The 21,896-nt window shown below is 70.2% G+C and carries 22 protein-coding genes and 1 riboswitch; of the genes, 9 read left to right on the forward strand and 13 right to left on the reverse strand.

Features of this window, described 5'->3' with window-relative positions; all coding sequences use genetic code 11:
- Window positions 1–47 precede the first annotated feature (47 nt).
- From EUA06_RS01965 to EUA06_RS01985, 5 genes are all read left to right on the forward strand, one after another.
- Entirely contained in the window at window positions 48–323 is a 276-nt protein-coding gene (locus EUA06_RS01965) for a hypothetical protein (protein WP_129473312.1), read from the forward strand.
- Between the two features lie 10 nt (window positions 324–333).
- A complete protein-coding gene (locus EUA06_RS01970; RefSeq protein ID WP_129473313.1) occupies window positions 334–1,569 on the forward strand; it encodes an NYN domain-containing protein in 1,236 nt (411 codons plus the stop codon).
- A gap of 76 nt (window positions 1,570–1,645) precedes the next feature.
- A complete protein-coding gene (locus tag EUA06_RS01975) occupies window positions 1,646–1,852 on the forward strand; it encodes a hypothetical protein (protein ID WP_129473314.1) in 207 nt (68 codons plus the stop codon).
- 108 nt (window positions 1,853–1,960) lie between these two features.
- Window positions 1,961–2,115: riboswitch (cyclic di-AMP (ydaO/yuaA leader) on the forward strand.
- A gap of 100 nt (window positions 2,116–2,215) precedes the next feature.
- The gene (locus tag EUA06_RS01980) at window positions 2,216–3,133 is read left to right on the forward strand and encodes a C40 family peptidase (RefSeq protein ID WP_242497913.1); all 918 of its coding nucleotides are present in this window, start codon (window positions 2,216–2,218) and stop codon (window positions 3,131–3,133) included.
- Window positions 3,134–3,185: 52 nt separating this feature from the next.
- The gene (locus EUA06_RS01985; RefSeq protein WP_129473316.1) at window positions 3,186–4,373 is read left to right on the forward strand and encodes a hypothetical protein; all 1,188 of its coding nucleotides are present in this window, start codon (window positions 3,186–3,188) and stop codon (window positions 4,371–4,373) included.
- A 131-nt stretch (window positions 4,374–4,504) separates the two neighbouring features.
- Here the strand turns inward: EUA06_RS01985 and EUA06_RS01990 are convergent, their stop codons facing one another.
- From EUA06_RS01990 to EUA06_RS02035, 10 genes are all read right to left on the reverse strand, one after another.
- Complete coding sequence (locus EUA06_RS01990) at window positions 4,505–4,660, reverse strand: Flp family type IVb pilin (protein ID WP_129473317.1); 156 nt, start codon at window positions 4,658–4,660, stop codon at window positions 4,505–4,507.
- Between the two features lie 84 nt (window positions 4,661–4,744).
- Window positions 4,745–4,924 carry a Flp family type IVb pilin gene (locus EUA06_RS01995; RefSeq protein WP_129473318.1) on the reverse strand — a complete coding sequence of 60 codons (180 nt, stop codon included), beginning with the start codon at window positions 4,922–4,924 and terminating at the stop codon, window positions 4,745–4,747.
- Window positions 4,925–5,205: 281 nt separating this feature from the next.
- Window positions 5,206–5,853 (reverse strand): response regulator transcription factor, encoded by a 648-nt coding sequence (locus tag EUA06_RS02000; protein WP_129473319.1) that lies wholly within the window; start codon window positions 5,851–5,853, stop codon window positions 5,206–5,208.
- Complete coding sequence (locus tag EUA06_RS02005) at window positions 5,828–7,405, reverse strand: sensor histidine kinase (RefSeq protein WP_129473320.1); 1,578 nt, start codon at window positions 7,403–7,405, stop codon at window positions 5,828–5,830. The genes EUA06_RS02000 and EUA06_RS02005 overlap by 26 nt, the downstream gene beginning before the upstream one ends.
- Window positions 7,406–7,412: 7 nt before the next feature.
- Window positions 7,413–8,348, reverse strand: coding sequence for a type II secretion system F family protein (locus tag EUA06_RS02010; protein WP_129473321.1), 936 nt, complete (start codon window positions 8,346–8,348; stop codon window positions 7,413–7,415).
- 1 nt (window position 8,349) lies between these two features.
- Window positions 8,350–10,257 carry a type II secretion system F family protein gene (locus EUA06_RS02015; protein ID WP_129473322.1) on the reverse strand — a complete coding sequence of 636 codons (1,908 nt, stop codon included), beginning with the start codon at window positions 10,255–10,257 and terminating at the stop codon, window positions 8,350–8,352.
- A complete protein-coding gene (locus tag EUA06_RS02020; RefSeq protein WP_129473323.1) occupies window positions 10,254–11,678 on the reverse strand; it encodes a TadA family conjugal transfer-associated ATPase in 1,425 nt (474 codons plus the stop codon). The genes EUA06_RS02015 and EUA06_RS02020 overlap by 4 nt, the downstream gene beginning before the upstream one ends.
- Before the next feature lies 1 nt (window position 11,679).
- Window positions 11,680–12,945 (reverse strand): CpaE/TadZ family protein, encoded by a 1,266-nt coding sequence (locus EUA06_RS02025; RefSeq protein ID WP_129473324.1) that lies wholly within the window; start codon window positions 12,943–12,945, stop codon window positions 11,680–11,682.
- Complete coding sequence (gene cpaB, locus EUA06_RS02030; RefSeq protein ID WP_165354220.1) at window positions 12,942–13,724, reverse strand: Flp pilus assembly protein CpaB; 783 nt, start codon at window positions 13,722–13,724, stop codon at window positions 12,942–12,944. Before cpaB ends, EUA06_RS02025 begins: the two co-directional genes overlap by 4 nt.
- A 246-nt stretch (window positions 13,725–13,970) precedes the next feature.
- The gene (locus EUA06_RS02035) at window positions 13,971–15,767 is read right to left on the reverse strand and encodes an AMP-dependent synthetase/ligase (protein ID WP_129473326.1); all 1,797 of its coding nucleotides are present in this window, start codon (window positions 15,765–15,767) and stop codon (window positions 13,971–13,973) included.
- 94 nt (window positions 15,768–15,861) lie between these two features.
- On the opposite strand from EUA06_RS02035, the gene EUA06_RS02040 reads away from it, so the two are divergent.
- The 3 genes from EUA06_RS02040 to EUA06_RS02050 are packed head-to-tail and all read left to right on the forward strand — an operon-like array spanning window position 15,862 to window position 17,881.
- A complete protein-coding gene (locus EUA06_RS02040) occupies window positions 15,862–16,299 on the forward strand; it encodes an SRPBCC family protein (protein ID WP_129473327.1) in 438 nt (145 codons plus the stop codon).
- Window positions 16,300–16,313: 14 nt separating this feature from the next.
- Window positions 16,314–17,498, forward strand: coding sequence for an ArsA family ATPase (locus EUA06_RS02045; RefSeq protein ID WP_129473328.1), 1,185 nt, complete (start codon window positions 16,314–16,316; stop codon window positions 17,496–17,498).
- Window positions 17,495–17,881, forward strand: a complete 387-nt coding sequence (locus tag EUA06_RS02050) for a hypothetical protein (RefSeq protein ID WP_129473329.1) — start codon at window positions 17,495–17,497, stop codon at window positions 17,879–17,881. The genes EUA06_RS02045 and EUA06_RS02050 overlap by 4 nt, the downstream gene beginning before the upstream one ends.
- A gap of 19 nt (window positions 17,882–17,900) precedes the next feature.
- Here EUA06_RS02050 and EUA06_RS02055 read toward each other — a convergent pair whose 3' ends face one another.
- Window positions 17,901–19,100: a pilus assembly protein TadG-related protein gene (locus tag EUA06_RS02055; RefSeq protein WP_129473330.1), complete on the reverse strand. Its 1,200-nt coding sequence runs from the start codon at window positions 19,098–19,100 to the stop codon at window positions 17,901–17,903.
- Complete coding sequence (locus tag EUA06_RS02060) at window positions 19,097–19,525, reverse strand: TadE/TadG family type IV pilus assembly protein (protein WP_165354221.1); 429 nt, start codon at window positions 19,523–19,525, stop codon at window positions 19,097–19,099. The genes EUA06_RS02055 and EUA06_RS02060 overlap by 4 nt, the downstream gene beginning before the upstream one ends.
- A 168-nt stretch (window positions 19,526–19,693) precedes the next feature.
- On the opposite strand from EUA06_RS02060, the gene EUA06_RS02065 reads away from it, so the two are divergent.
- Window positions 19,694–20,650, forward strand: coding sequence for an ROK family protein (locus tag EUA06_RS02065; protein ID WP_242497914.1), 957 nt, complete (start codon window positions 19,694–19,696; stop codon window positions 20,648–20,650).
- Here EUA06_RS02065 and EUA06_RS02070 read toward each other — a convergent pair.
- Complete coding sequence (locus tag EUA06_RS02070; RefSeq protein WP_129473333.1) at window positions 20,635–21,876, reverse strand: ornithine cyclodeaminase, nickel-pincer nucleotide-dependent; 1,242 nt, start codon at window positions 21,874–21,876, stop codon at window positions 20,635–20,637. The two genes, EUA06_RS02065 and EUA06_RS02070, sit on opposite strands and share 16 nt — an antisense overlap.
- Window positions 21,877–21,896 lie beyond the last annotated feature (20 nt).

Consider the following 21,896-nt stretch of genomic DNA (forward strand, 5'->3'; position numbering starts at 1 on the left):
CCGCGCCTGACCCTCGACCCACCCCGACCGATCCAGAGGAGCCCCACGTGGCAGACCCGACCTCCGACCTCCGCGTTCCCGGTGACGGCGAGCGGTGGCGCTGCGGCGGCTGCGGCAACCTCACCCGCTTCGACGTCACCCGCACCCGACGTACGACGGACTACTGGCACGTCGACCTGGCCGGCTCGCCCCGGGTCGAGGAGCAGACGGTGCTGTCCGAGTCGGTGGAGTCCGTCTCGTGCCGGTGGTGCGGGCGTACGGACGCGATCGAGGTCGTCGACCGCGCGGACGCCGACACCGCTGCCGACCCGGCCGCCGGGTGACGGGCTGCTCGTGACCGATGCGGCCGCCCTTCCCGAGCGCCTCCGCCTGCGGGTGGTCGCCCTCGTGTCGGCGGTCCTGCCCTCGGTCGCCCCGGTGCCGCCGCCCCTGCGGAAGGTGGCCGGCTTCGCGCCCGCGCGGCGCGCCCGGCTCGGGGGATCGCTGATCTGGGACGCGCTCGGCGACGACGCGTTCCGCAGCCACGCGGCCGTGCAGGTCGCGGCGATCCCGGGCACCGACGATCCGCTCGACGTCGCGGCCCGCGCGTGGTTGTCGCGCGATGAGGGGTGGCAGGCCCGGGTCGACGCGATCGCCGAGGCACTGGCGACCGAGGACGCCCGGGACGACCAGGGCCGGGCCGAGCTCGGCCGCCTCTCCGCTCAGGTCGCCGCCCTGCAGGCGGAGGTGGCCGCCAGCAAGGCCGACCACCGCCAGGAGCTCGAGCGCGCGGCGGCCGACCACAAGGTGCTGCGCCAGCGGCTCGGCGAGGCGCGCAGCGCACTGCGCACCGCCGAGGCCGAGCGCGACGCGGCGGTCGCCGCCCGCGACCGTGCCGTGGCCGAGGCCGACGCGGCGACGCGCACCGCCGAGGCCGACGTACGCCGCTTGCGGGCGCAGCTCGACGAGGCGGAGGCCGGGCTCGCCTCCCAGCGGCGCGACGCGCGGTCTGACCGGGATGTCGCCACCATCCGCGCACGGCTCCTCCTCGATGCAGTGGTCGACTCCGCGACCGGGCTGCGCCGCGAGCTCGGGCTCCCGGCGGTCGACGGTGTGCCCGGCGACGCGGTCGAGGCCGAGCTCGCCGGCGCCGCTGCACCCACCTCCAGCGCCCCGGCCACGCCTGCCCTGCTCGACCAGGTCCTCGCGCTCCCGCACGCGCGCCTGATCGTCGACGGCTACAACGTGACCAAGGCGGCCTGGCCGACCGCCAGCCTCGAGGCGCAGCGCAGCCGGCTGGTGGCGGCGCTCGGGCCGGTGGTGGCGAGGTCGGGCGCCGAGACCACGGTCGTCTTCGACGCCGCCGAGTCGACGGCGCGGACGGTCATGCCCGCCCCGCGGGGAGTACGGGTCGTCTTCAGCCCCGAGGGGGTCATCGCCGACGACGTCATCCGCCAGCTCGTCGCCGCCGAGCCGCGCGGACGGGTGGTCGTCGTGGTGAGCGGCGACCGGGCGGTGGCACGCGACGTCACCCGCGGTGGCGCCCGGGCGGTGCCGGCGAGCGTGCTCATCGGCCTCGTCTCCGGCTGACGTACGCCGGCCACGACACGCGACTCGCGACGCGCCGCCGGGCCCACTGTCGGTGGGTCCTGTCACCGTCGTCGACATGACGACACGGATCGACTGCGACACCTGCGTGGTGCGCGGGCTGCACTGCCACGACTGCGTGGTCACGGTGCTGCTCGGCCCACCCCCGGAGCTCACCATCGACGACGACGAGATGGCCGCGCTCGACGTGCTGGCCAGCGGCGGGCTGGTCCCTCCACTCCGACTCGTGGAGCCGCTTCCCGGACCCGTCATCGAGTCCGCGTGAGACACGCCGTCCCAAGTTCCCGCGAAGATTGGCGGGGGTCGGGGATGCGGTCTACTCTGTGGGCTGGCTTCCGTGGAAGTGGGTCACCAGGCCCGCGCGGAGGTCGCGCCGAGTCGTCGTCCACACCCCGCACCACCCGTGGTCGACGAGCCGGGGAACCAACCTTCCCCCTGGGGTGAATCCCCTGCAAGGCGCACTGCGCGAGCGGTGCGTGGAGCAGGGGTAGGCAACGTCGTGCCGAACCCGTCAGCTCACCTGGTAGGCGTACGACACCCCCGAGGAGTTCCCCCGCTCGTGGCTCACAACCGCAAGCGTGTCGGCGCGACCGCACTTGGTCTGACTGCCATCGCCGCCATCGCATTCGTGCCTGCTACCCCCGCCCAGGCCGAGCCCTCCATCAAGGACGTCAAGGCTCGCGTCGACCGCCTCTACCACGAGGCCGAGGCAGCCCAGGAACGTCTCCACGACGCGCGCATCGACCTCACCGACCTGCGACGCGACCTCGCCGGCCTCAAGGCCGACCAGGCCCGCCAGGACGAGCGCCTCGACGAGGTCCGCGACCAGGTCTCCGACGCGGTCGTGCGCCAGCTCGAGGGCGAGGGCATCACGACCGTCGGCCAGGTCGTCGTGTCCGACGACCCCGGTGCCTTCCTCGACACCCTGTCCACCATGTCGGCGTTCAACGACCTGCAGTCGTCGATGCTGGCCGACTACGACACGCAGCTCGAGGCGCTGGAGATCCGCCGCGAGGCGACCGACTCCCGCGCCAAGGAGATCGCCGAGCTCACCGAGCAGCTGAGCACCGAGAGCGAGACGGTCGACGACAAGCTCGCCGAGGCCAAGGACCTGCTGGGCGACCTCGAGGCCGAGGAGCGGAAGCGCCTGCTCTCCTCGCGCAGCGTCACACGCATGCCGGCCTCCGTCCCAGCATCGGGGCGCGCGGCCGCCGCCATCGCCTACGCCATGGCACAGGTCGGCGATGCCTACGTCTACGGCGCCGCGGGCGAGAACGCGTTCGACTGCAGCGGCCTCACCATGCGTGCGTGGGCGCAGGCCGGAGTCTCGCTGCCGCACTCGTCGACCGCGCAGTTCAGTTCCGGCACCCGCATCGCTGCAAGCGAGCTCCAGCCGGGCGATCTGGTGTTCTACTACAGCCCGATCAGCCACGTCGGCATGTACATCGGCAACGGCCAGATCGTGGATGCGGCCAACCCCGGCACCGGAGTCCGCATCGCTGGGCTCTACTCGATGCCGTACGTCGGAGCGGTTCGCCCTGGCTGACCAGCAAACCTCAGAGGCCGGTCGTCCACGCTTGTGGGCGGCCGGCCTCTCTGTGTCCCTCGCCTTGGTGGTGGCCGTGGTGCTCGTCGTCCAGCGCGGCGACCGCCACGAGGTGGACCCCCGACCGGTCGAGGTCGCGCGCGCCAGTCCGGCAGACGCGGCGGCGGTGCTCGCGGCTTTGGTGTCGGGCGTCGAGTCGGCAGATGCCGCGGCACTGTCCGACCTCGCGGCGGCGGGTGCGGGGGAGGAGGCGCTGGCCGGTGTCGCGGCCAACGTGGAGTCCCTCGGGCTGACGGACGTGTCCGCACGCTACGTCGACCAGGTCGGCGCCGTCGCGACCGACGGGAGCTGGTCGGCCGTCGCCCAGCTCGGGTGGCGGGTGGCCGGTGACGCCGTGCCGTCCCGGGCCGACGTCGTGGTCCGGTTCGCGCCGGCCGCGGACGACGACGGTGTCGGGATCGCGGGATTCGGTGGCGACGGCGCCGGTCGGGTGCCGCTGTGGCTGCGCGGCGAGCTCTCCGTGGCCCGCGCTCCGGGCGTGCTGGTCATGGTGGACGGTCCGCAGGACGAGGCCGACGCGGTCGCCGATCGCGTGACGCGCGGCGTCGGCGTCGTACGCCGCGTGCTGCCCGACTGGCGCGAGCCGGTCGTCGTGGAGGTCCCGGCGAGCGCCGCCGAGCTCGACGAGACCCTCGGGGCGACACCGGGGACCTATGCCGCGATCGCCGCCGTGACCGCCACGGCGGGGAGCTCGTCGTCCGCCGACGCACCCGTCCACGTGTTCGTGAATCCCGACATCACCGCGGGACTGCGCCGTGCCGCCGCACAGGTGGTGATGAGCCACGAACTGGTGCACGTGGCCACCGACGCTGCCCGCGGCGTCGGCGAGCCCTGGCTGGTCGAGGGCTTCGCCGACTACGTGGCCCTGCGCGGCACCGGGCTGCCGGACCGTACGACGCTGGGCCGGGCGATCGCGGCAGCACGCCGGGACGGGGTCCCCGAGGACCTGCCCGGCGCGACCGACTTCGACACCCGCGACAGCAGCCTGCAGGCGCGCTACGAGGAGGCCTGGCTGGCGTGCCGGATCATCGCGGAACGGCTGGGGGAGCGGGGCCTGCTGTCGGTGTACGACGAGGTGGCCGCAGGGACGCCTGTGCCGACGACGCTCAGGGACGCAGGACTCCCGACGCGAGAGCTGGTGCGGTCGTGGCGTGCTCGCCTCGAGCGGCTGGCGAGCTGAGCGGCCGGCTGATCTGATTACCGGATGAAAAGCACTGAAGGCGACCGGATTCCGGTCGCCTTCAATCAGGCACGCGTGGCGCCGTGGTGGCTCCTGACCGACCGCACGACAAGCACTAGCGTCCGGCTCCGTCAGAACACTGCCAGGACCGGCGCGAAGAGATCCGCCACGCTGAGCCCGAAGATCGCCACTGCGCCCGCGATGAACACCGCAATCATCGTGACCATGATTGCGTACTCCACGGCTGTGGCGCCCTGCTCATCATGCGCAGTAGGGGGCTGAGACATAGCAACATCCTCAATACGGAGGGCCTGGATATGGCTGAGGGGCCGACGACGCGCAGGTCGTCGGCCCCTCAAGAGATCATGCGATCACGGCAGGGCGTCGACGACCGTCTGGAAGAGGCCGTCGAGGCCGGTGCCGAGAAGTCCGACCGTGGTGATGATCGCAACGGCGATCAGCGCGACCATCAGGCCGTACTCGACGGCGGTGGCGCCCTTCTCGTCGTCCTTGCGGCCGGTGAGCATGAGGGTGATGAACTTCTCGAGCATGGTGTTTCCCCTTTAGGTATGTGTGGTGGGTCTTCGTTCCGAGCCCACGAGGACCCGTCGAGGAATACCTTGCCAAGATCTCGAGGCCGCCGAATCGGGTGATCGGCCCTGCGTCCCTAGTCCCTTCTGACTATCTATGTCCCACCCGCCCGGGGCCATGCCGCACCGCACGGTCCATGCGCGGCGCACCGTTGGGGGCCACGCGCAGCGATGCCCAGTCGAGGTTGGTGACCCGACTGGGCATCGCGGGTGTCGGCAGCACGGTTGCGGCGCGCAACAGCTCAGAAGCGTTGCGGTGCGGCGTGGTCGAGCAGGCCCATGCGCATGGCGGTGACGAGCGCCTGCGCGCGGTTCGCAGCGCCGAGCTTCTGGTAGATGTGCGTGATGTGGGTCTTGGCCGTCGACTCGCTCATGTAGAGGGACGAGGCGATCTCGCCCGTGCCCAGGCCGTCGGCGAGCAGGGTCAGGACCTCGGCCTCGCGACCGGACAGCTTCGGTGGCGCGGGGGACGTGGCGCGACGCATCACAGCCTGGCTGAGACCGGCACAGAGGAACGTGCGGGGGGCCACTGCCGCGTGCTTGGCGGCGCTGACGACCTCGGCGGCCCGCGTGTCCTTGCCGACGAACGCCGAGGCGCCGGCCTCCATCGCCGCGAAGATGTGGTCGTCGCCGGCGTGCATGGTGAGCACCACGACGCCGGTGGTGTCGCTGGTCGCACGGATCGCGCGCACGACGTCGAGACCATGGCCGTCGGGGAGCTGGAGGTCGGTGACCACGACGTCGGGTTGCAGGGTCTCCCACGCCGAGACGCCCTCCTGGAGGCTCCCGGCCTGACCCACGACGGACATCTCGTCGTCGCGCTCGAACGCCCGGGCGAGTCCTTGGCGGATCAGCTCGTGGTCGTCAACCAGTAGCACGGTGGTGCCCATGGGCGGTCTCTCCTTCGTGGGGTGCGGTCGTCGGTGACCGCAGGCTGACGACGGTTCCGCCGGCGGGTCGGGTGGTGATGTCCAGGTCGGCGCCGACGGTCCTGGCGCGCTCGCGCATCGTCTGCAGCCCCCAGTGGTGCTCTCGCGGCTCGGCGTTGCCGACACCGTCGTCGCGGACCTCGAGCACGAGGCGGGAGCCGTCGGAGTCGAGCACCACCCACATGTTGTCGGCCCTCGAGTGCTTGCGGACGTTGCCGATGGCCTCCTGCGCGACGCGCAGCACCTCGGTCGCCGTTCGCGAGGGGAGCGGGGGTCCGGACTCCGCCAGCGAGAGATGCACCCGGAGCCCGGTGGAGTGGCCCACCTCGCGGGCGTAGTCGGCCAGCGAGCTGGACAGCCGGCCGTCGGACACTTCGTGGCGCAGGTCAAAGATGGAGAAGCGGATCTCGGAGACCAGCCGGGTGATCTCGGCGCGGAGTGCCGAGGCCAGCTCGCGGGTCTGCTCCTGGTCGCTGATCGACTCGATTTCGTCCACGATGTAGCCGAGGCCGACGATCTCCTGGGCCACGCCGTCGTGCATCTCGCGCGCGATGCGGTTGCGTTCCTCGGCAGTCGCGAGCGAGCGCACCTCGTCGAAGAGGACGGCTGTGTCGAGGCGTACGGCGAACTCGTCGGCGACGTCCCGAGCACGCTCCTCGAGCTCGGGGGTCCACCTCGGCACGCCGACCACCACGCAGTAGCCCAGCACCTGCTGCACGCCACGCAGCGGGACGACGGCGGCCCCGGGGGTGCGCTCGGAGTCTGGGATCTCGATCTCCTGTGCCATCCGCGCGACGTCGTCGCTGCCGTTCAGCGGACGGAGGGTGTGGTCAGGCTCCGCCACGAAGATGGTCGAGCGCGCTCCACCCGTCGCCCGGCACATCGCAGTGTCGAGCTCCATCGCGAGCGACGCGCTGTTGAGCCCCAGGTTGCCCGAGCTGGCGAGCTGGTGGATCCGCGCCATCAGGTGGTGGGCAGCGGCGTACGGCGCCTGGCGAGCTGCCTGGTCGCGTGTGGAGCGCGACTGCCAGCTCGCAAGCAGGCCGACCCCGAGGCCGATCAAGAGCCACGGCAGCGTCTCCCCCAAGCGTGAGAGAGCATCATCCTGTGGATCGGCTGCGATCGAAGCGGCCGTCGTCAGCCCGGAGACCAGGCTGACGTTGAGCGTCGTCACGAGGCCGTGGCGCACGCCGGCGGCGATGGGCGCCACGGCCAGGTAGGCGCCCAGCTCGGCCATCGCGTCGGTGGAGACGAGCAGCAGCGCCACTGCCACCGCCTCGCCCACCGCGTGCCAATGGCTCGGCCGGTTGCGCGTCATCCACTCGAGCAACGAGCTCACAGCAGCAACGAGACAGAGGACCACCAGCTTGGGCGCCGACACGTCGAGCACGCCGTTGCTGAGGGCCGTGCCGGTCGCCAGCGAAAGTGCGAAGACCCGAACGGCAGTTGTCGTACGCCACGACTGGAGGGCCGGGCGTGAGACCCCCGCGTCCTGAGGGGCTGTCGGCGTCATGCGCTCATCACATGTTGGCGAACGTGTCCGCGATCTGGATGCCGGCGGGGCCCAGGATCACGATGAACAGGCACGGGAGGATGAAGAGGACCAGAGGGATCATCATCCGGATCGGCACCTGCTGGGCCTTCTCCTCCGCCCGCTGGCGGCGCTTGGTGCGCATCTCCTTCGACTGGATGCGCAGCACGCGGGCGATCGGGATGCCCAGGCTGTCGGCCTGGACCATCGCCAGGCAGAAGGACTTGAGGTCGGGGAGCGAGGTGCGCTCGGCCATGGCCCGCATCGCCTCGGTGCGGCCCCGTCCCAGCTGCATCTCCTGGAGCAGACGGGCGAACTCCTGGTTGAGCGGTCCTTCGCCGTTCTTCGCAACGCGGCTGACAGCGGCGTCGAATCCCAGGCCGGCCTCTACCGAGATCGTCAGCAGGTCCATGGCGTCCGGGAGCGCATTGCGCATGAGGAGCTCGCGCTTCTGGCCTGCGTTGTAGAGCAGGATGTTGGGCAGGACGTAGCCGAACAACCCCGCTGCGACAGTGGCCACGGCGAGCTTGTAGATGGGCCAGTTCTGACCGAGGAGGTAGAGGAAACCCAACACCGTGAAGATGCCTCCGCCCAGCACCTTGAGGCCGAGGATGCGATTGACGTCCCACGCAGGCGGATTTCCCGCGATGTTGAGCCGGTACTGGATCTTTCGTGCCGTGTCCGCGCGCACGAGCTTGCGGCCCAGTCCGACCATCCGCTCGCCCAGCGGGGCGATCACCCGCTCGGCGAAGGGGCGCTCGACCTCGGCCTTGAGCACGCTGGGTGCAGCGTCCAGCGCCTGGATGGCGGCCACCGAGCGGGCGACACCGCGGCGCTCGGAGGTGATCACACCGATCACGGACAGGGCCATGACCATGGACAGGCACAGGAGTCCGGCGCCGAGGAGCATCACAGTTTCAGACATGTCACACCTTCACGGTTGCGAGCCTGGACATGGCGAACGACCCGATGCACAGCAGCACTGCCGCAGCGCCCAGGAGGATGAACCCAGGAACAGTTGTGTAGAGGACTCGGATGTAGTCGGGGTTGACGAGCGTCATGTAGATTCCGATCCCCGGTGGCAGACCGACCAGGATGTACCCGGACAGCCGACCCTCGGCGCTGAGTGCCTTGACCTGCCGGCGAAGATACTCCCGCTCACGGAGCGTGTCGGAGACCGTGTGGAGGATCTCGGCCAGGTTGCCACCGACCTCGCGCTGGATCCGGATGGCCATGACGATCCAGTCGAAGTCTTCGCTGTCCATCCGGCGGCCGACGCCCTCGAGGGCGTCGGTGATGTCCACACCGAGTCGTTGTTCGATGAGTGCTCGTTTGAGCTCACCGGACATCGGCTCGCTCCCTTCGCGGACCACGCTGTCGACGGCCTGGGGGAGCGAGAGTCCCGCCTGGAGGCCTCCAGCCATCAGGCCGAGCGTCTCGGCCAGCTGTCCGTTGAACTTGCTGAGTCGGCGCGAGTGCCGGAACTTGAGGTAGACCCATGGGCCGATGACGCCGAGGATGAGTCCGAAGACAGCGAACACCGGGCCGTTCATGACGAATCCCAGGAGTGCAGCGCCGATGGCGATGCCAGCGTGCAACAGCAGCCACTCAGCCGCGGTGAGCGCGGACCCGGCCCCGGCCAGGCGCTGAGAGACTCTCGTCTCGAGGTCCGCTGAAACCACTTTGTCGGTGAGCGCGACCGCCGAGCCCTTGAGGTCGGTACTGCCACTGCCCTTTCCTCGTCCTCGATCGTTGCCGGACGGCCCATCACCGAAGTACGCCCCGAGTCGGCGGTCGGCGGACGACTTGTTGGGCCCGCCGATGACGACGGCGAGAAGCCCCGCGAGGCCGAGGGCCAGCGCCAGGGCACCGGCGAGCATGCCCGGGGTGCCGACCAGCGACTTGCCCGACTCAACGATGTCCGGACGCGACTCCCCGGCACCGATCGACACGAAGGCCGAGTCGGTGAACGATGTGCCTCCAGCGTCCACGGTCACGCCGAGGTTGACCTCGGTGGCCGCGTCCTCGGGGCGGTCGAAGGTGACGAGGAGCTGCTGCGCGAGCGCGTCGGCCCGGGCGGAGAAGACCGCGTCGAGCGCGTCCTGCTCAGCCGGGATCACCTGGCCACCCGTGGTGTCCGCGAGGTCGGCCATCGTCTCGGCGTTCTTGGGGTTCGCGAGCGACACGACGTCCACGACCACGCCCTCGTCCGTGGCATCGGTGGTGACGACGTCGAGGGTGGTCGCGCTGTTGGTGTCCCCGCCGTCGGAGAGGACGAGGAGGGAGCGGGACCCCTCGGCGCCGACGAGGTCGAGGCCCTCGCCGATGCCGTCGTAGACCGCTGTCCCCTTGCGGAGCTCGATGCCGTCGAGGGCGGACCGGACCGACTCGTGGTCAGTGGTGGGCTCGACGACCTCGCCGATGTCGCCTGCGAAGGCCACCAGGCCGATGCGGACGTCCTCGGGTGCGGTCTCGAGGAAGGTGTCGACGGCCTCCTTGGCCGCGGTGAACTTGCCGCCCTGCAGCATGCTGTTGCTCGCGTCGAGCACCAGCACGGTGGTGCGCTCGACATCACCGGCGGAGATCACCTTTGCGGTGGAGTCGACCGCCCGTCCGTCGACCTCGACCTGGATCGTGCCCGGATCGACTGTCGTCCCGCCGGGGATGCCGTCGACCGCGAGGACGAGGGAGACGACTCCGTCCACTGATTCGAGGTGGTCGATGTTGACCTCGTCCTCGGCGTGGCTGGGGGTCGCGACGCCCATACCCAGCAGCCCGCCGGCGACGAGCGCCGCGGCCACCCGGGCGGCTCGTGGTGTCCGTCGGGAGCTCATCGGAGAGTTCCTCCGGTGGCGAAGATGGCGGGGTCGACGTGGACGCCGTGGTCCGCGAGGTGCTCGAGGAAGCGGGGACGCAGGCCCATCGACTTGAGACCGCCCTTGAACTTGCCGTCCTCACCGACCCCTGCGGCGTAGTCGAACATGAAGACGTCCTGGGTGGTGATGATGTCACCCTCCATCCCGACGATCTCGGTGATGGCAGTGATGCGTCGGGTGCCGTCCTTGAGTCGCGTCTGCTGGATGATCAGGTCGACCGCGCTGGCGACCTGCTCGCGGATGGCGCGCACCGGCAGGTCCATGCCTGCCATGAGCACCATCGTCTCGAGGCGGGCCAAGGCGTCGCGCGGGGTGTTCGCATGGAGGGTCGAGATCGACCCGTCGTGGCCGGTGTTCATGGCCTGGAGCATGTCGAGCGCCGCCGCGTCGCGGATCTCGCCGACGACCACGCGGTCGGGCCGCATGCGCAGGGAGTTCTTGACCAGGTCGCGGATGGTGACGGCGCCCTTGCCCTCGATGTTCGGGGGGCGGGACTCGAGTCGGAGCACGTGGTCCTGGCCGAGCCTCAACTCGGCGGCGTCCTCGATGGTGACGATGCGCTCATCGTCGGGGATGAAGGCCGAGAGCACGTTGAGCGTGGTGGTCTTGCCGGAACCCGTACCGCCGGAGACCAGGATGTTGAGGCGCCCTCGGACACACCCTTCCAGCAGCCCGGCCGAGGCTTGGGTCAGGGTCCCGAAGTTGATCAGGTCGTCGACCGTGTAAGGGTCCTCGGAGAACTTTCGGATGGTCAGCTTGGAGCCGTCGAGCGCCAGCGGCGGGATGATCGCGTTGACACGGCTGCCGTCGGGCAGGCGGGCGTCCACCATCGGGCTCGTCTCGTCGACTCGTCGGCCGATCTTGCTGACGATCTTGTCGATCGTGCGGCGTAGGTGCGCCTCGTCGGTGAACGAGGTGCCTGTCTTCACCAGCTTGCCGCTCTTCTCGACGTAGATGGAGTCGAAGGCGTTGACCATGACCTCGGAGAGGTTCGGGTCGCGCAGCAGGGGCTCGATCGGGCCGTAACCGAGGATGTCGTCCGCGATCTCCTGGGAGATGCGCGTGCGGTCGGCCGACGACATCGGGGTGTCGGTGTCGGCGATGGCCGTCTGGAGCGCGAGCCGGACCTGCTGCTCGAGCTCGGACTGCGTCATGTGGGCGTCGTACAGCTTCGGGCCGAGGGCCTCGACCAGTCGCTGGTGGACCGTGCGCTTGAGGTCCTGGAAGGGGTCGGCCTTGGTGCTGGAGCGCTTCTTGTCCTCGACGTTCGCGACGCTGCGCTGCACCGCAGGGGTCGTCGACCCGGTCGGCGCGGGGGCACCCTGATCAGGTTCGGTCGTACGGCCACGTGCCGCTGCGAGTCGATCGGTGAGGCTCACGTCATGCCCTCCTCAGGCGGAGCCGGGAGCCGCTGGACTTCCGGCTGGATGGGGTGCTCTCGGTGGAGTTCGCCGGCCCGCCGATGCTGCCGGCCACGCTCTTGGCGAACGAGACGAGGGCCTTGGAGTTGGGGTGGTTGGGGTAGGCGGTCACCAGGGCTTCGCCCCGGTTGACCGCAGCGAGGACCTCTCGGCTGGAGACGAGGGACGAGTCGGCCTTGAGGCCGAGCGTCTTCTCGTACTCGTCGACCGTGAGGCCCACCTTGCCGTCGGCGCGATTGAGCACGAAGCGCCACGTCGACTTGGGGAAGTTGAGGACTTCCAGCGTGCTCGTGGCGAGTTTGAGCGCCTTGAGCGATGGAATGTCGAGGGTGCCGACCAGAACGATGCAGTCGGAGCGGTCCAACGCGCACAGCGCAAGGTCGTCGAACATTCCCGATGTGTCGACGACCACGAAGTCGACCATCCGGCGCAGCGCGTCGATGAGCCTGGCGACATCGTCCTGGGAGGCCTGGTCGGGGGAGTCGATCCGCACCGGCGCCGCGACGACCGAGAGGTTGTCGGAGTGGCGGGTGAGGATCGAGGAGATCCCCTCGGCGTCTATGACGCCGTTGAAGCCGACCAGGTCGTTGATCGTGCGTTGTGGGCTCAACTGCAGCATGATCGCCACGTCGCCGCTGTTGACGTCGAGGTCGACGAGGCACACGGTGTGACCCGACGTTGCCAGGCTGACGCCGAGGTTGGTCGCCACCAGGCTCTTGCCGACTCCTCCCTTCGTCGAGAAGACCGTCAGGACCTTGCCGCGAGGGGCCTCTGCCTCCGCCTGTGCAACCGCGGCTGCCTGTGCGATTTCCGCTGCGGCTTGTGCTCGTGCGAACTCCGCGGCGGCCTGCGCCTCGTCCATGATGGTCTGTCCGATGGCGTTGGCGACGCTGCGGGCGCGCTGCACCGCCGTGGTGATGCTGGCCAGGTCGCGGGCTGCGACGACCTCGCGCATGCCGCTGCGCAGCGCCAAGGACAACGCCGCGCTGTCGACGTCGTGGCGGAGCAGGATCACGCCCAGGTCGGGACGGTGCACACGGGCCCACTGGGCAAGCTCGGCCGCCGCCTCGCTCGGGACGGACGGCCCGATCACCACGGCGAATTCATTGGGGGTCGAGCGAATGTGCTCGTCGAGCCCCTCGAGGTCGCCGAAGGCTGTCGATCCGTGCAGCATCGCTTGCAGGATGCCGCGTTGGGCGGCGTCAGGCTCGAGGACGGCGGTCACGGCTGGACGCCTCGGAACAACTCCGGGAAGACGTCGCCAGGCCTGACGCCCGGTCCATCGGTCACCTTCGATTCGTCGGTGAGCAACGCAAAGGTGATGTCAGAGTTGCGGTCCGCCTGGATGAGCAGCTCGGCCTCGTCCTGGGTGACAGCTAGCGTCAGGATGGTGCGTGCTACCTCCTCGGCCACCTGCTCGCCTTCCTCCGTGCGCGTCGTCCGCGAGGTGATGCTCGTCGTCCCCACGCCGAGAACCGGCACCCGCGTCAGCACGATGCGCGTGTAGTCGCCGAGCTTTCGGTCCTTGCCGTCCGGGAGGAGCTGAGCAAGGTCCTGAGGGGTGGCGAAGATCGCGACCTCGTTTCCGGGGTTGACGAAGCCGGCCACCCGCTCGAAGTCGGTGAGCTCGACCGAAACGGCCATCTTGTCGTCCGGGATCACCAGGCTCTGGGTGTCGCCCAGGGTGCCGAACTTCTTGGCAAGGAGCTGCTCGCCCGGGTAGATGGTGCCGATCGCGACGTCGTCGGCGATCGAGGTGGTCGACGACAGGCTGCCGTCGACGAGGTCGGCCCTGCGGACCTCGGCCTTCTCGATCTTGCCGGCGTCCTGCGCCTCGACGACGGACTCGCCGAGGTCGATGGTCTCGGTCGCGACCAGCACCTCGACCAGCTCCTGGTCCTTGGTCGCACGGGCGTCGATGCCCTGGACGTAGAGCACGATCATGGCCGTCCCGGCCAGGGCGATGAGGGCGGCGACGAGGAGGAGAACAGATCGGCGAGCCATGGTGCAGTCCTTCGCGGTCATGTGGTCCCACTGAGGGATGGGGTCGCGTAGGCGGTTCCAGGGACTTGCGTGAAATCGAGCCCCGGTGCCCTCCCAGCGAATCGAATCTAGGGACTCGCGAAACGGGGTGTGGGCTAAACCGCGCAAACCACCCGAAAGCGGTGCGGGACTAGCCCGATGTGACTAGACGGACCTAGTCACCGACTAGCCCGCGGGCTCGGCGCAACAGACCATGCGCCGGGTGTCTCAGCCGAGGTAGAGCGACTCGATCTCGCTGCGCGCCTCGCGCACGACCACGGATCGCTTCAGCTTGAGGCTCGGGGTGAGCTGGCCACCCTCCTCGGTCCACTCGCCGGGAAGGATCGTGAACTTCCGGATCGCCTCCGCCTTGGAGACGGCCTTATTCGCCTCGTCGACGCCCTCCTGCACCGCGGCGACGAGGTCTGGATCGTCGACAGCGTCGGCGACGTCGGAGGGCTTGCCGTGCTCCTGGGCCCATGCGGGATAGGCCTCCCGGTCGATGGTGACCAGCGCGCCGATGAAGGGCTGGCCGTCGCCGACGACCAGGCACTGATCGACCAGGGCGTGCGCCCGCAGCCGGTCCTCGAGCACGGCCGGAGCGACGTTTTTCCCGCCGGCGGTCACGAGGATTTCCTTCTTGCGACCGGTGATGCGCACGAAGCCCTCGTCGTCGACCTCGCCGACGTCGCCGGTGTGGAACCAGCCGTCCCGGTCGATCGCCTCGCTGGTCGCCGCCTCGTTGCTCCAGTAGCCGGCGAAGACCTGGCCGCCGCGGAAGAGAAGCTCTCCGTCGTCGGCCACGCGGACGGCAGTGCCCGGCAGGGGGCGGCCGACTGTGCCGATCCGCGTCGCGTCAGGGAGGTTGACGGACAGGGCCGCCGTGGTCTCGGTCAGGCCGTAGCCCTCGAGCACCGTGAGGCCGATGCCGCGGTAGAAGTGGCCGAGCCGTTCGCCGAGCGGGGCGCCGCCGGAGATGGCGTACGCACAGCTGCCGCCGAGCGCTTGGCGCAGCTTGCCGTAGACGAGCCGGTCGAAGAGCGCGTGCTGGGCGCGCAGCCGCACCGGCACCCTCTTGGCATCCTGCGCACGGGACCAGGCGATGGCGACATCGGCGGCGCGGTCGAAGACCTTGCCGCGGCCGTCGGCGGTGGCGCGTTGCGAGGCGGTGTTGAAGACCTTCTCAAAGACGCGGGGCACGGCGAGAATGAAGGTGGGCCGGAACTCGCCGAGGTCGGCCACGAGGTTCTTGATGTCGGCGCTGTGGCCCATCCGCGCGCGACTCTTGACACTGCCGACCTGGATGATCCGGGCGAAGACGTGCGCGAGCGGCAGGAAGAGCAGGGTCGAGGCGTCCTCAGTGTCGAACAGCTCGCCGAGCTCGTCGACAGCGACGCCGAGCTCGAACATGAAGTTGCCGTGCGTCAGCATGCAGCCCTTGGGCCTGCCGGTCGTCCCGCTGGTGTAGATCAGCGTGGCGAGGTCGAGCGGGGTCGCGGTCGTACGCCGCTCCTCGAGGAGGTCGTCGGAGATGTCCGAGCCGAGGCGTCCGAGCACGTCGACGGCGTTGTCCTCGATCGACCACACGTGCTGGAGCTCGGCGAGGTCGCCCGAGCGGCGCGCCTCTCGCACTCGGGCCAGGTGGTCGGCCCCCTCCGCGACGACCGCCTTCGCGCCCGAGTCCTGCAGGATCCAGCCGATCTGCTCCGCCGACGAGGTCTCGTAGATCGGCACCGAGACGGCGCCGGCGAACCAGATCGCGTAGTCGAACAGCGTCCACTCGTAGCGGGTCTTGGACAGCAGGGCGACGCGGTCTCCCGCCTCGACCCCGGCAGCGACCAGGCCCTTGGCCACCGATCGCACCTCGTCGTGGAACCGGGCGGCGGTCACGTCGATCCAGCCGTCGCCGGTGCGACGGCTGAAGACGGCTGCTTCGGCCGCGTCGCGCGCATTGGCGACGACGTCGTCGGTGAGGTTGCCCGTGGTGGGGATCGTGGTCGAGAGCGGTGCGGCGTACTCGCGCACGGGGGACCTCCTGCTGATGAAGACGACTGCGTGCGCAGGCTATCGCTGGCCGGGGCGAGGCAGGGTCCCGGTCCCGCTCGGCTAGGCTCCGGCCATGGCCGAACAGACCTCCTCGTCGATCACGATCGACGCCCCGCCGGCCGACGTCATGGCCGTCATCGCCGACTTCGAGTCCTATTCCGCGTGGGCGAAGGGCGTGAAGGAGGCGCAGGTCACCGCGCCGGGGACCGCCGGCCGCGCCGAGCAGGTGTACTTCGCGCTCGACGTCTCACCGATCAAGGACGAGTACACGCTGGCCTATGACTGGGACGGCGACCGCGAGGTCACCTGGACCCTGGTCGAGGGCAACATGCTGAGGATGCTGGACGGCGCGTACACCCTCGTTGATGGCGGCGACGGCACGACCGAGGTGACCTACCGCCTCGCCCTCGACGTGAGCATCCCGCTGATCGGCATGCTCAAGCGCAAGGGCGAGAAGATCCTCATCGACACTGCGCTGAAGGGCCTCAAGAAGCGCGTCGAGTCACTCTGACACCCGGGTCCGGGATGCGGATCCTCCTGTTCACCGGCAAGGGCGGCGTCGGCAAGTCGACGCTCGCCGCCGCCACGGCCTGCGCCGCCGCCGCCGCGGGGCATCGCACACTGGTGCTCTCCACCGACGCAGCCCATTCGCTCGCCGACGCCCTGGCGGTCACCGCCACCGGCGAGCCGACGGAGGTCGCGTCGAACCTCTGGGTGCAGCACGTCGACGCCCAGGAGCGCTTCGAACGGTCCTGGGGCGAGATCCAGGGCTACCTGCTGAGCGTCCTCGACGTCGCCGGCATCGACCCGGTGGCCGCCGAGGAGCTCACTGTGATCCCCGGTGCGGAGGAGGTGCTGGCGCTCCTCGAGGTGCGGGCACAGGCGCGGTCGGGGGAGTGGGACGTGCTCGTCGTGGACTGCGCGCCGACGGCGGAGACCCTGCGGCTGCTTGCGCTGCCCGAGGCCTTGGGGTGGTACATGACCCGCGTGCTGCCCGTCGAACGGCGGGTGGTGAAGGCCCTCAAGCCCGTCCTCTCCCGCGCCGCGGGCGTGCCGATGCCGGAGGACTCCGTCTTCGACGCGATCGAGCGGTTGCACGCCGACCTCGACGACGTACGCACCGTGCTCACCGGGCCGGACACTTCGGTGCGGCTGGTGCTGACGCCCGAGGCGGTCGTGCTCGCGGAGGCCCGTCGGGCCTACACGTTCCTGACGCTCTTCGGCTACTCGGTCGACAGCGCGGTCGTGAACCGCGTCTTCCCCGAGGGCGGCGCCGACGAGTGGCGGGCCACCTGGGTCGAGGCGCAGCGGCAGGTGCTCGGCGACGCCGCGGACTCGTTCGCCGGGCTCGACCTGCGCACGTCGCTCTACCGGCCGTCCGAGCCGGTGGGGCGTGAGGAGCTCCTCGACCTGGCGCGCACGGTGTACGCCGACACGGACCCGCTCGCCCACGGAGCCGAACGGGTGCCGTTGGAGGTGCGGCCGACGGAGGGTGGACTGGTGCTGGCGATGCCGCTGCCGCTGGCGGACCGCGACGACGTACGACTCGCGCGCAAGGGCGACGAGCTCGTCGTCGGCGTGGGGTCGTATCGTCGCCTCCTGACGCTTCCCTCCGGTGTGGCACGCCGCCGCGTCGTGGGGGCGCGGGTGCACCAGGGGGAGCTGCAGGTCAGGTTCGCCGACACATCGATGGACGAGGAGTCCCCGTGAGCGAGGCCCACGAGGTCGGACCTCTTGCCGAGGAGGCCGCGAAGCTGCTCGGCGCGCTCTCGGGCTGGGCCCGCGAGCACGCCGCCGAGGCGGGCGACGGCCTGTCGGGTCTGGCGGACCGGGCCGCATCGGCCGTGCACGGCGTCGACGAGCACCTCGCGACCGGCGCCGCCGAGTGCACCGTCTGCCCGCTGTGCCGCACCGTCCACGCGGTCCGGCAGCTCAGCCCCGAGGTGACCACCCAACTCGCATCCGCCATCTCATCGCTTGCCCAGGCAGCGGCCGCGCTGATGAGCACGCAGGCACCGCACCCGAGCGACCTCGACGGCGTCGAGCACATCCCCGTCGAGGACGACTGGCCGGAGCCGGGCGACCCGTACTGACGGGTGCCCGGCCCTCAGGTCACTGGGTCAGGCGCGTGCGGCGCAGACCGCCGTCGCAGTCGACGTCGCCGAGGGCGCAGTCCGAGACACTGTTGGACCCTGAAGACCGGACGGTCGTCAGCTTGAACACGAAGTAGTTGTTGCGGGAGCTGTCACCAACAGTGGAGTAGGGGTTTCCCGAGCAATTGGCATGGGTGGAGTCCGCGCGGTCGCGGCTGCCGTTCGCGAAGTGGTAGCCGCAGACATACGCGCCCATCAGGCTCTGCACTGGGAAGACCGAGTTCGTGCCATTTCCTGAGGCCGTGACGGCGCTGCACCGCGGGGGAGCGCAGAACACCGGGAACAGAGCGGCGTCCCCGCTGTTCATGAGGGTGGTCCACGCGCCGGGAGTCTGACCCTGTGAGATGTTGCCGGGGTTTCCGCTCATGCACTCCTCGGAGTTGACCGGCGCCGAGGGGCACGCGTCGGTCAGAACGACCGTCAGCGATCCGGGAGTGGTCGCGTCGTCCTGCCCGGGCACGACCGAGACCGAGTCCGGGCAACCGTCAATGATCTGGTCGACCAGCCCACTCGCTGCGCCGGTGCGCTCGCCCGGACAGTCGATCAGCCACCAGTTGCCAGACAGGCTGACCGGGCACGCCGACGGAGGGACCCGACCGCTGCCAGGGAAGGACACCCGGATGAAGTCCCCGTTCCTGTCGGCATACGCCGGGTCGAGGAGGGTCGAACAGATCGCGAGCGGTCGCACGCCCTCATTCGCTCGCGTAGCCACGTCGACCGTCGCCTCGGCCCGGCTGGTTGTCGTGATGCTGTCGTCGGCACCGATCAGCCGCGACGTAGACGTGGCTGTGTCGCCTGAGAGGCCGTACTGGACGATCAACACGCCCGGAGTACGGTCACAGTCGATGTCGAACTCCAGCTGCGTCGAGTCGTAGGTGCCGGGGTTGGTCTCGTCGTAGTTGGCTTCACCATAGGTACGGGCAGCAGTAAGGGCCGCCGCGTTGGCCACGGGGTTGTCACGCACAGAAGCGCAGGTGCCGCGAAACCTGGTCAGCGCCTGAGCACCCGCGAGGGCGCCGGCATCGGCGGCCTTCTGCAGGTTGCGGTTGCTCACGTAGGCCTGCCCAAGGTCAATGGTGAACCCGGACAGCCCGATCAGGACCAGCGCCAGAAGGGCGGACAGGACTGCAGCCGCCCCTGACTCGTCACGTCTGCTCATGAGAACTCGCACTGGAACCTCGCCTCGCTGGTCAAGGTGATCTCGTCGTCCAGGACCGACTCGGGCAGCGGCCAGGGGAAGATGAAGTCGGTCGTCGTCTCGGCAGTCACCGTGAGGCTCGCGCCGAAGGCGCTGCCGTCGCACGAGTCGATTCCGGGTGTGTCTACGAGTGGAGCGGTACTCGTCGAGATCGGGTTGAACTCGCTGGTCACGATCGCACCGACGTCGGGGGCGGGGGTGACATCCACGACGCTGGCCCTGGCGGCCTGGCGGACCGCGTTGTCGAGCGACAGCTGGTTGGCGAAGGCGACCCCGAAGTTCACGATGCCCGCGACCACCATCAGGAGGGGAATCACCACGAGGGCGAACTCCACTGCGGACGCGCCACGCTCGTCACGCGTGTCCGTGCTGATGCGCCAACTCACGATGCTCCCCTTGTCCCCGAAACGGTTCGCCTGCCAAGGTACGAGCCGCCGACCGTGGCTGTCGCCGGTTTGGCGGCAGTCTTGTCCGACCGCCGACAAAGATGACCCGGAATGACTAGACGGCTGGTCCAACCGGTCCATACAAGGACGATGGGCAAGGATGTGGGCATGAGCCGAGGGGTCGTCGTCGGGGTCGACATCGGTGGCACCAAGGTGCTGGCAGGTGTCGTCGACGAGGCCGGTGTGGTCTCGTCCACCGCGCTGCGCACGACACCCGGCCGGCGCGGCGTGACCCGGCAGGCCGAGGACGCGCTTGTCGAGGCGGTCCTCGAGGCCGCCGGCGGTCAGCCGCTGGCCGGAGTGGGCGTGGCAGCGGCGGGCTTCGTCGACCCCGCCGGTGACCGGGTGATGTTCGCGCCCCACCTGCCGTGGCAGGGCGAGCCGCTGCGCGAGCTGCTGCAGGACCGGCTTGGCTGCCCGGTGCTGCTCGACAACGACGCCAACTGCGCGGCCCGGGCCGAGGGGCACCACGGGGCCGCTCGTGGCGCCCGCTCCGCCCTCATGATCACGATGGGCACCGGCATCGGCGGGGCAGTGCTGCTCGACGGCCGGGTGCTGCGCGGCGCCAACGGGATGGCCGGCGAGTTCGGGCACATGCAGGTCGTGCCGGGTGGGCAGCCCTGCGAGTGCGGCAAGACCGGCTGCTGGGAGCAGTACTCGTCGGGCAACGCCTTGGTGCGCAACGCCCGCGCGCTGATGGCCGAGCAGCCCTCGGTGCTGGCCGAGTCGAGCGGTGGACGACCCGAGCGCGTGACCGGGCCGATGGTCACGTCCGCAGCGGAGGAGGGCGACCTCGTGGCACGCCAGGCGTTCGCCTCCGTCGGCGACTGGCTCGGCATCGGCACGGCCAACCTCGTCGCGGCGCTCGACCCCGAGGTGGTGGTCGTCGGAGGAGGGGTGTCGGCGGCCGGCGACAAGCTGCTGGACCCGGCGCGGGCAGCGCTGCGTCGTACGCTCGTGGGTGCCGCGCACCGACGGGTCCCGGACCTCGTGGCCGCCACCCTGGGACCGCGCGCGGGCATGATCGGCGCGGCGCTGCTGATCAGCGGTCAGGAGCGCTGGTAGTCGGGCACCAGCTCGAGCGCGAGCTGCTCGAGGAAGAGCCCGACGTCGGTGACGATGCCGCGGCCCTGGTTGGACCCGCGGTCCGCGACCTTCGTCACGGTGCTCGGGTTGATGTCGACGCACACGAGGGGCACCGTCGCGGGCAGGATGTTGCCGGTGGCGACCGAGTGCAGCTGCGTCGCCATCATCAGGCAGTAGCCGACGTCGGCGACCTCCGCGCGCATCGCACGCTGTCCCTCGATCACGTCGGTGTAGACGTCCGGGAGCGGCCCGTCGTCGCGCACCGAGCCCACCAGGACGAAGCGCTTCTTCTCGGTCACCAGCGCGTGCATGATCCCGCTGGTCACCACCCCGTCCTCGACGGCCTTCGCGATCGACCCCGACCTGCGGATCGTGTTGAGCGCCCGGACGTGGTGCTCGTGCCCGTGCTCGACGCCCTGCGCGAGGCCCAGGTCGAGGCCGAGGCTGGTGCCGTAGAGCGAGAACTCGATGTCGTGCGTCGCGAGGGCGTTGCCGGCGAAGAGCGAGTCGACGAAGCCGGCCCGGACGAGCGCGACGAAGGCCGGCACCGCGCCGGCGTGGACGACTCCCGGGCCGGCGACCCACAGCAGCCGCTTGCCAGCGTCCCGGGCCTGGCGCATGCCGTCGGCGACCTGGCGCACCAGGACCGCCTGCGGCTTCTCGTACGCACCTTCGCCGGGGGCCGGTGCGAACGCGTCGCCCACCGACTCCGGGCTCGGGACCGACACCTGGATGCCCGACGCCCCGACCACGATCCGCATTCCGGCCTCGACGTCGGACATCGGGACCGTCCGGACCCGGCGGCCCCCGTCGGCCGCCTCGAGGAGGACCAGCCCGCAGTCCATCTCCGGGTTCTCGACGTCGTACCAGCTGCCGTCGACGCGGACGCGGGTCTCGAGGTTGGTCGTGGAGTAGAAGCCGTCGGGCAGCACACCGGCCAGGTCGGCCGGGGCGGTCATGGCCTCGCCCGGGTCGAGCTGGTTGACCCCGCGCGTCTGCAGGCGCATCAGCAGGCGCTGGAGCGACGGGTCGTCGTCGGCGCGCACGGTGATCCTCGCGCTGCTGGGGTCGTGCGCCTCGTGGCCGACGTCGAAGGTGTCGATCGAGTAGTCGCCGCCGTAGTCACGGATGTCGTCGAGGATGCGCGACAGGATGCCGCTGTCCATCAGGTGTCCGGTGACCTCGACGGTCTCGCTGGCGCCCACGGCTGGGACCCTACGTCGTC

Origin of the sequence: Nocardioides glacieisoli, from assembly GCF_004137245.1 — a bacterium.
GTDB classification, from domain to species: domain Bacteria; phylum Actinomycetota; class Actinomycetes; order Propionibacteriales; family Nocardioidaceae; genus Nocardioides; species Nocardioides glacieisoli.